Source organism: Streptomyces sp. 8P21H-1, from assembly GCF_013302945.1.
Genome location: NZ_JABTYA010000286.1, coordinates 295 through 8,206, shown reverse-complemented (window position 1 = coordinate 8,206; position 7,912 = coordinate 295). Strand labels below are relative to the sequence as shown.

Here is a 7,912-nt window from a genome sequence, read left to right as displayed (position 1 = left end):
GGCCGAGCGCGTCGAGGCGGTCCAGGAACTCCTCGGGTCCCCGGGCCACGAGGGCGGCGCGCCGTCCCCGGGCGGTCGTGGTGTGCGCGAGGGCGAGTCCGATGTCCGCCGGGCTCCACCCGGACAGGGTGCGCAGGTGGTCGCGCAGCCGTCGCGCCCGCGCCGCGAGGGCGCCCCTGCTGTCGCCGGACAGCGTCCACAGGAAGGGGGTCCCGGCAGGGGGATCGGACAGGTTCACGCCATGGCTCCTCAGCACGCGCGGGGACTACGGGACAGCGTCCGCGGGGCGCCGGGGTGCGGACGCCTCGGTGGGGAGAGCGGGCCGGGGGCCGGGGTCCGCGTCGGTGCGGGTGGGTCTCGGAGCGGAGGTCCGTCAGTACAGGCCCTCGGGGGCGGTGGCGGCGATCTGGAGCGGACGGACGTCGGCCACGCCGTCGCAGGGCCACCCGGCGTCGGTGTGGCGTGCCGCCTGGTCGCGTTCGAGGATGTTGGGCAGGAAGAGGTCGTCGTGCAGAACGGTGAGGCGGACCCGGCCGTTCGCGCCGGGTGCGACGACCGAGCGCCAGTCGTCCTTGCGCACCACGGCCATGGTGACCTGCGGATAGTTCGGCATGTACGCGATCGGGCCGCCGCTGTCCGGTACGCCGAGGAAGGCGGCGTTCCCGAAGGTGTTGCCGTAGCTGATGCCGCAGATGCCGCCGTCGAGGGCGGTGCGGAAGTCACGGTGCATCGCCGTGTTGATCTGGGTGCCGCTCAGGCGTGCTCCGGCGAGGGCGGCGACGCGCCCGGGCGAGCGTCTGCACAGCGCCGCGAAGAGGGCGGGGGTGGTGTTGAGGTAGTCGATGCCGGATCGGTCGAGGACGTCGTCGATCTGGTCCAGGAGGTGGCCGGTGTAACGCTCGACGTCGGCCGGGCGCCCTTCACGGATGAGGCGCTTGACCCAGCGGGAGTCCATGTCGACGGCGTACACCAGGCCCGCGTGCAGCTCGGCGACCTCCCAGGCGCCGTGCCCGATGAGGTGCGGCCCGCTCGGCGTCGCCTGGAGCCAGCTGCGGCCGGGTGCGAACCCCTCGTGGACGAAGGACCAGTGGCGCCAGACGGCACGGTGGCGGAGCATGGCGGGGGTGTAGAAGACGCGGCAGGGCGTACCCGTGGTGCCGCCGGTGTCCCAGACGCGGCCGGCGAGCGGCCGCCCCAGGGCGCGCGGCACCAGGTCCACCGGGTCCACACCGCGCAGGTCGGCGAGCGGGAACGGGCCGAAGGCCGTGAGCTCTTCATGGCGGGTGATGTCGTACGGGTCGAAGTCGAGCTGCTCGCGGCGGCCCAGCCAGTACGGGCTTCCGTCCTCGGCGTCGAAGGTGCGCCGTACGACTTTGCGGGTCCATTCGTCGATGTCGATGTCGAGCCACTTCTCGACGAGCACGTCGGGGGCGATCGCACGGTCCTCCTCCGGCCTCCCTGCGTGCCCGGCCCGTCGCATGTCAGCGTTCCCGAATTCCGGAGCCGGCCTCGGACAATTCGATTCCGAGGTCGTAGGCGGTACTGACGGCGAGTTCTATGTGCTCGGGGGTCTCCACGTGGACGACGGGGAACGGGAAAGCGAGAATTCCCTCGGGGATCGCGGGCCCCATGACGAGACCGAGTCGCACATCGCGGCTCAGCATGCCCTCGTAGATGTCGACGAGACTGATCGGATCGGTGGGATTCCGCTCGAACATGTCGCGCACTTCGTCCGCCGTTCTCAGTTCGGCGCGTTCCAGACAGGAAAGCAGGGTGATACGGGGCGCGGTGAAAGGGATCTTCGCGACCCAGGGCGCCATGAAGTCGCGGAAGGGCTTGCGCAGCGGGGAGTGCACGGCGATGGTCCGGCCGGGCAGCGGCACGATCGCGCCGGGCGCGGACCCGGCGGCCAGGCGCTCGATCGCCGTGCGGTGACCGGCGAGCATGACGATGCGTTGCGAGCCGTCCACGACGGGCCCGAAGTCACCGGCGAGGTGGATGTCCGGGAGCTCCCGCCAGGGCGGTGGGGACTCCTCGTCCCCGGTCCGCACGAAGGCGAGGGCCATGCCCTCGTCGGCGGCCCCGGGCGGGGGGTCCGGGGCGTCGGCCGCCCGGGCCAGCATCGTGAACAGCGCCCGGCGGTCCAGGGCGCCGGCCAGGCAGCCGGCGGTCATCGCACCCAGGCTCAGTCCGCCGACCACGTCCGGGCGCAGGCCCGCCTCCGCCAGGAGGTCGTGCACGGCGACGGCGAGCGCCGCCTCGCGTACCGTGCCCGCGCTCTGCCGTCGCTCCCGTCCCTCGGGCAGTTCTCCGCGCAGGATCTGCTCGGCCGTCAGACCGGTCCACCCGGATATCTCCTCGTAGAGCCGCCGTACGAGGGGCGACGCCTCGTACAGTTCGATCCCGTGCGGTTCGGTGCCGACGCCACCGCCGAACAGGTACCCCAGGGACATGCTCGCTCCTGTCACACTTCAGTGAGCTTCTTCGAGCTTCTTCGAGGTTCTTTCCGCGGAGAACGGACGCGGCGCCGATGGGGAATCACCGGCGAAGATCTCCCGCGCTTCGACAAAAGAGCTTCAGGAAAACCGGCATCACGGCGACCGGGACCCGGCTCGCGCCCACAAAAATCGGGCGATGAATCAATCGGGGTCGAGCCGGCGGGCGACGGCATACAGACGTCGAGAAGTACGGGAATTGACTTCGGCGAGCCTAACACCGGGACGGTGGTGACAGAACGGCACCTCACCGATCCGGCCATGCCCGCACAGGCCGTCCGGCCGCGGCGGAAAAGAAGAAATAAGCCAGCCCGGAACCCCCCGCGCACCCGGGAAATCAATCACTTCACACGCTTCGGCACGCGTTCGCCCACGCCCGGAACAATAAGCTCCATATCACCCTCCCGGCCTCCGTCCGGGGTCAGGAACAGCTCCGGCGGGTGCCGCATGTGATCGCCGTGCGCGGGCGACGGGGCCGCCGCCCGGCGCGCCTGCGCGCGCCCGGTCCACCGGGAGGTGGCGCAAAGCCGTGGCCGACCGTTCCGGAGAAGCCCCGCACGGGCGCGCGCCCCCGGACCGAGGAGCGCTTCCGGTCGCCCCCGACACCTCGCGGAGTTGACGCGTTCACAGCCCAGTGGCGCCGTCGGGGACCGGATCGGACGTCGCGCCGGTGACGGGACGGAACTTCCCGTCAAGGAGTGTGCAACCTCCGCGCCACCTCGGCTGTCTCCCTGGGTGCCGAACAATCTCGCACGGGGGGACGGACGCAATGCCGAAGAACAGAAACATCTGGGTCACCACGGTTTTGGTGACCGCCGTACTGGGTGCGGTCGCAGTTCCGGCCGTGGCCGCGCCGGCCGCCGCCGGGCGGACGGCTGCCGCCTGCCCGACGGGCTGGGGCAGCCTCGACAGGACGGACTGGTCCAGCACATCGGGCGCGTACGTCACGAACGCCAGGACCGGCCGTCAGGACTGCTACGACCGGTTCGTCGTCGACGTCCCGGGCGCGCCCGCCGACCGGCTCGGGTACACCGTGCGCTACGTCGACCAGCTGATCCAGGACCCGACCGGCACCCCCGTCCCGGTCCGCGGCGGCGCCGTCCTGGAGGTGAGCGTCAGGGCGCCCGCGCACGACTCCGGTACGCCCACCTACCCCGGCCGGGTGGGACAGCCGCTGCCGGGCGTGGACCTCGGCGGCCACCGCACCTTCCAGGACGCCAGGTTCGCCGGCAGCTTCGAGGGCCAGTCGCAGTTCGGGCTCGGGGTGCGCGCCCGGCTGCCCTTCCGGGTGCTGCAACTGGACGGGCGCCTCGTGGTGGACGTGGCCCACACCTGGTGAACCGCTAGCCGGCGCCCTCACGGGCGCCGGAAGATCCCCTGTCCGGGTACGAGGATCCCGTGCGGGTCGTACGTCCTCCTCGCGGCGGCCAGCCGGGGCCAGGCAGGACCGAAGTGCCGGCGCCAGTCCGTGTCGTCGAGGGGCACGGAGCCGGTGGGGTACCAGGTGCCGCCGGCCGCGCGGACGAGGTCGTAGGCGGACCGGTTGGCGGCCAGCAGGCGCCGGACCGTCGCCGGGTCCCCGGGCGGTGCGGTCCGCAGGACGGCCAGCAGGTACGGCACGGGGTCGTCGGGCGCCCGGAGGAGCGGGGTCCGCAGCCGCTCGCGTACGAGCGGGTACAGCAGCACCACGCCTCCCGGACCCAGGTCCGCCGGGGTGAGGGCGCCCAGGATCCGGCCGGCGACCTCGGCCGCCGTACGGCCGGGCAGCAGCACGTCGAGCCAGGGGTGCGCGTACCCCCACAGACCGGCCTCCTTGAGCGCGGCGACGCCGGGGGCGATCCGGTCGAGGAAGTCGTAGTACGCGAGGTCGGTGATCTCCGTGCCCGACGGGTCGTGCCGCAGTCCGCGCAGGAGCGCCGTGTCGTCGGGGGTCTCCCCGGCGGGCGGTCCGTAGGCGACGGCCTCGACGGCGTATTGGCGGAAGACTCCGGAGGCGTCCTCGGTGACCTGCCCCTCGACGTAGGCGAAGCGCCGCTGTTCGACGAGCAGGCGCTGGTCGTCGAGGAAGGTCCGCAGGTCGTCGTACGGCAGGACGTAGTGGCGTACCGACTCGGGGGCCCGGACCAGGCGCACGGTGGCGCCGACGATCACGGCGCACTGGCCGAGGCCGGCGAGCACGGCGTGGAACAGGTCGCGGTGGCGGGCCGGTGAGCAACGGGTCCGCTCCCCCGCGCCGGTGACGACCTCCAGCTCCAGGACGTTGTCGACCTGGGCGCCGACCCGGTGGGCCTGACCGCCGAGGCCGCCGACGGACAGCGTCCCGCCGACCGAGAGTTCGAGGTAGTCGGTGAGGACGGGGGGTGTCAGGCCGTGTGCGAGCGTGGCTTTCGCGACGTCGCTCCACCTGGCTCCGGCGCCGGCCCGCACCCCCGTGCTGCCGGGTCCGAGGGGACGGACGGTGTCGAGCGGGGCGGTCTCGACGATCAGACCGCCTTCGGCCTGCGCCTGGCCGTTCGTGCCGTGTCCCTGTCCACGGGGTGCGACCGGGATGCCGTGCCTGCCGCAGAACCGCACCATCGTCACGACGTCCTCGACGGAACCGGGCCTGAGCACCGCGGCCGGGCGGCGGTGCACGACGTGCCCGAAGTCGTCGGCGGCGGCGCCCAGCGACGCCTCGTCGGTGTGCAGGCTGCCGTCCAGCCCGGGAACGCCGTGCGGCGGACGGCCGGCCGCCGCGGCCGTCCAGCTCCGGGTGAAGGGGTCGAAGCCGATCACGGCGGTCCCGGCGGCCGCCAGGCCACGCAGTGCGGCACGCCGGGGCGGTGTGCGGGACATGCGTTCCTCCAGGGGAAGGATCCGATGAACCGTGCGGCACCCGCCCACTCTAGGGCGGCCGCCGTACGGACGCACCGCCCGGAACCGTCCCGCGCGCCGCTCCGGGGCCGTACCCGTCTCACCCCACGGCCGGCGGGCCTCCCGAGAGCGCCCGGTTCACCGCGACGCTCAGGACCCGTACGCCATGGGTGGAGCCGGGATGGATCCCGGTGAGTTCCCGGGCGCGCTGCAAGCGGTAGTCGAGCGTCCGTGGATGGACGTTCAGCGCCACGGCCGCCCGCGCCCGGTTCATGTCGCTGCGGTAGTACGTCTCCAGCGTGGCGATGAGGTCGGGCCCGTCCGCGAGTTTCCTGCCGATGTCCCGCAGCCAGCTCCGGGCCTCGGGCAGCCGCGCGACGCCGAGTTCGAGGAAGACGTCCGCCAGGGTGTGCAGCCGGCGTGGTCCGTCCTGCATCGGAGCCACCCGGCTGACACCGCGCGCCCGGGCGAAGGCCTCGGCCAGTGCGCCGACGGAGCCCGCGCACACACCGACCGCGCACGGGCCTCCCACCGCTTCCGCGACGTCGCACACCAAGGAGAGAGCGCGGTCCCCCACCGCCGGCGCCGTACCGGCCGACCGGTCGGGGCCGACCGGCTGGTCGGGGTCGGCCGACCAGCCGGGGTCGGCAGGGGTCAGTGCCACCACCTCCCCGGGGTCACGCCACATGATCGGCACCCCTCGGCGCCGTACGAGAGCCTCGGTGATCTTCTCCCGGCGGGCGGCGGGGGGACACGGGTGAGCGGGGAGCCGGACGACGGCCACCAGATAACCCGGGTGAAGGCGCATGCCGACGCCGTGCGCCAGGTGCGACGCGGCGGGATCGTCGGCGAGCAGCGCCTCGGTCAGTGCCCGGACGCGGCTGACGAGGGACGCGCGGCGCCCCTGCCCCTCGACGTGGCCGGACGTGTAGGCGTCGCCGCCCCGTGTCCCCTGCGGACCGAACCACCGCATCAGGCGCATCAGGTCGTCGCCGTCGCCCGGCTCGGTGGCCTCCTGGATCTCACGCAGCATCAGGCTGGTGTGCGAGACGACCAGTTGCTGGTGCGACCGCAGGGACAGCCCCTTCTCGGCTCTCTGTCTCCCGACGGACGCCATCAACGCGAGATCGTCCGGGCCGAGGGGCTGCTCCCGCTCCGCCAGCTCGATGGTGCGCCGCCGTAACCACACCGTGTACTCCAGCGCCGCCGCCCGCGAGCGGGCGTCCCGCTCCAGCACCCCGTACTCGCGGACCTCCTGCCGGTAGACGTCCATCGCGTGCCGTGCGTTGGTGTCCACCCGTTTCGTCAGCCTCGTGAAGAGACTCTCCATCTCGTCCTCCCCGTCCCGCTCCCGTCCGACCCGCACCGCCGTCGCGATGCGGACTCCTGGAGGTGTTCGGGTGAACTGCTGCTGTGGATTGGGCTGTTGCGATGTTTTGCCGCGGCACGCGCCGGCCGCGCCGCGACCGTTCCGGTGAGGAATGACGGAAATCGGCGCCGTTCCGGGTGCCTGTTGGGTGTCAGGTCAGGCGGTCGGAACGGACCCGACGGGTTGGACGGGTTGGACGGCTCGGACGGGCTCGGGCGCGGTGCCACAGCCACTTCTGGGTGAGGAGGGTGAGGGTGCCGGCCAGGACGATGCCCAGGAGGTTCAGCAGGAGCTGGTTGGTCGAGCCGAGGGTCTGGGCGGTGTCTCCGTAGCTGAGGGCCACCGCCGCGTTGGCGGCGGCCGGGACCGTGGTGACGGAGATGGCCACACCCACCAGGAGACCCGACTTGGCCGAGGTCAGCGAGAGGGTGCCGGCGATGCCCGCGAGGACGGCCACGACGAAGGAGAACGCGTCGGGAGCGTAGACGAAGGCGGTGCTGGGCCGCTCGGCCTCCAGCTGTGCCTCGGTGAACAGGCCCAGGCCGTCCATCAGGAGGCTGAAGAGCACGGTGGCGGCCATCGCCACGGCGAAGCCCACCAGCAGGGCGGTCAGCGAGCGCACGGCCAGGCGCGGTCGGCGCCGGACCACAGCGGTGCTGAAGCCCGCCAGCGGACCGAACTCCGGGCCCACCGCCATCGCCCCCACGATGAGGATCGCGTTGTCGAGGACCACACCGCAGGCCGCAATCATCGTGGCGAGCGTGATGAAGGCGAGATACGTGACCGACAGCGTCGATTCCTCGTGCGTGCCCTCCGCCAGCTGTTCCCACAGGACCGCGTCCGCGCCCTCTCCCGGAGCCTTCTCCTCCGCGTCGTCGGCCCGCTTCGACAACGACAGGTCGATGTTCTCGACGGAGATCGACCCGCACTCGTCGATGCCCAGGTCGCAGAGGCCGCTGATCAGCTCGTCGCCCGCCTCGCGCGCCACGTCCACCATCACGATGTCACCGACGGGGTCGCGGGCGGCCCCCGGCACGACCGCCAGGTGGGCCGTGCCGACCGTCCCCTCGATCAGCCGCACCGCGGCGTCGGTCCGGTCGGACGGGGTGATCAGGCGCAGGTGCAGCATGCGAGCAGGTTAACCACGCCGCGGAACGGCGGGCGTACTCGGGGGACGGTCCGCTCCGGTCCCGGA

The 7,912-nt window shown here is 72.6% G+C and carries 7 protein-coding genes; 1 reads left to right on the top strand and 6 read right to left on the bottom strand.

What is annotated here, in order from left to right; translation table 11 throughout:
* The 3 genes from HO151_RS06145 to HO151_RS06135 all read right to left on the bottom strand — a co-directional run.
* Positions 1-238: hypothetical protein (locus HO151_RS06145; RefSeq protein WP_173895087.1), on the bottom strand; the 238-nt coding region annotated here is incomplete at its 3' end.
* A 135-nt stretch (positions 239-373) separates the two neighbouring features.
* A complete protein-coding gene (locus HO151_RS06140) occupies positions 374-1,480 on the bottom strand; it encodes an arylcarboxylate reductase (RefSeq protein WP_173895086.1) in 1,107 nt (368 codons plus the stop codon).
* 1 nt (position 1,481) lies between these two features.
* Positions 1,482-2,453, bottom strand: coding sequence for an ACP S-malonyltransferase (locus tag HO151_RS06135; protein ID WP_173895085.1), 972 nt, complete (start codon positions 2,451-2,453; stop codon positions 1,482-1,484).
* Positions 2,454-3,264: 811 nt separating this feature from the next.
* Here HO151_RS06135 and HO151_RS06130 point away from each other — a divergent pair.
* Positions 3,265-3,834, top strand: a complete 570-nt coding sequence (locus HO151_RS06130) for a hypothetical protein (RefSeq protein WP_173895084.1) — start codon at positions 3,265-3,267, stop codon at positions 3,832-3,834.
* Positions 3,835-3,851: 17 nt separating this feature from the next.
* Here the strand turns inward: HO151_RS06130 and HO151_RS06125 are convergent, their stop codons facing one another.
* The 3 genes from HO151_RS06125 to HO151_RS06115 form a co-directional block, all read right to left on the bottom strand.
* Positions 3,852-5,330, bottom strand: a complete 1,479-nt coding sequence (locus HO151_RS06125; RefSeq protein ID WP_173895083.1) for an FAD-binding protein — start codon at positions 5,328-5,330, stop codon at positions 3,852-3,854.
* 118 nt (positions 5,331-5,448) lie between these two features.
* Entirely contained in the window at positions 5,449-6,678 is a 1,230-nt protein-coding gene (locus tag HO151_RS06120) for a CdaR family transcriptional regulator (protein ID WP_173895082.1), read from the bottom strand.
* A 190-nt stretch (positions 6,679-6,868) separates the two neighbouring features.
* Complete coding sequence (locus HO151_RS06115; protein ID WP_173895081.1) at positions 6,869-7,846, bottom strand: DUF389 domain-containing protein; 978 nt, start codon at positions 7,844-7,846, stop codon at positions 6,869-6,871.
* Positions 7,847-7,912 lie beyond the last annotated feature (66 nt).

Excerpts from the sequence above, each read along its gene's own strand:
- HO151_RS06125 (WP_173895083.1), bottom strand. The coding sequence starts at position 5,330 with ATGTCCCGCACACCGCCCCGGCGTGCCGCACTGCGTGGCCTGGCGGCC.
- HO151_RS06120 (WP_173895082.1), bottom strand. The coding sequence starts at position 6,678 with ATGGAGAGTCTCTTCACGAGGCTGACGAAACGGGTGGACACCAACGCA.
- HO151_RS06130 (WP_173895084.1), top strand. The coding sequence starts at position 3,265 with ATGCCGAAGAACAGAAACATCTGGGTCACCACGGTTTTGGTGACCGCC.
- HO151_RS06115 (WP_173895081.1), bottom strand. The coding sequence starts at position 7,846 with ATGCTGCACCTGCGCCTGATCACCCCGTCCGACCGGACCGACGCCGCG.
- HO151_RS06135 (WP_173895085.1), bottom strand. The coding sequence starts at position 2,453 with ATGTCCCTGGGGTACCTGTTCGGCGGTGGCGTCGGCACCGAACCGCAC.
- HO151_RS06140 (WP_173895086.1), bottom strand. The coding sequence starts at position 1,480 with ATGCGACGGGCCGGGCACGCAGGGAGGCCGGAGGAGGACCGTGCGATC.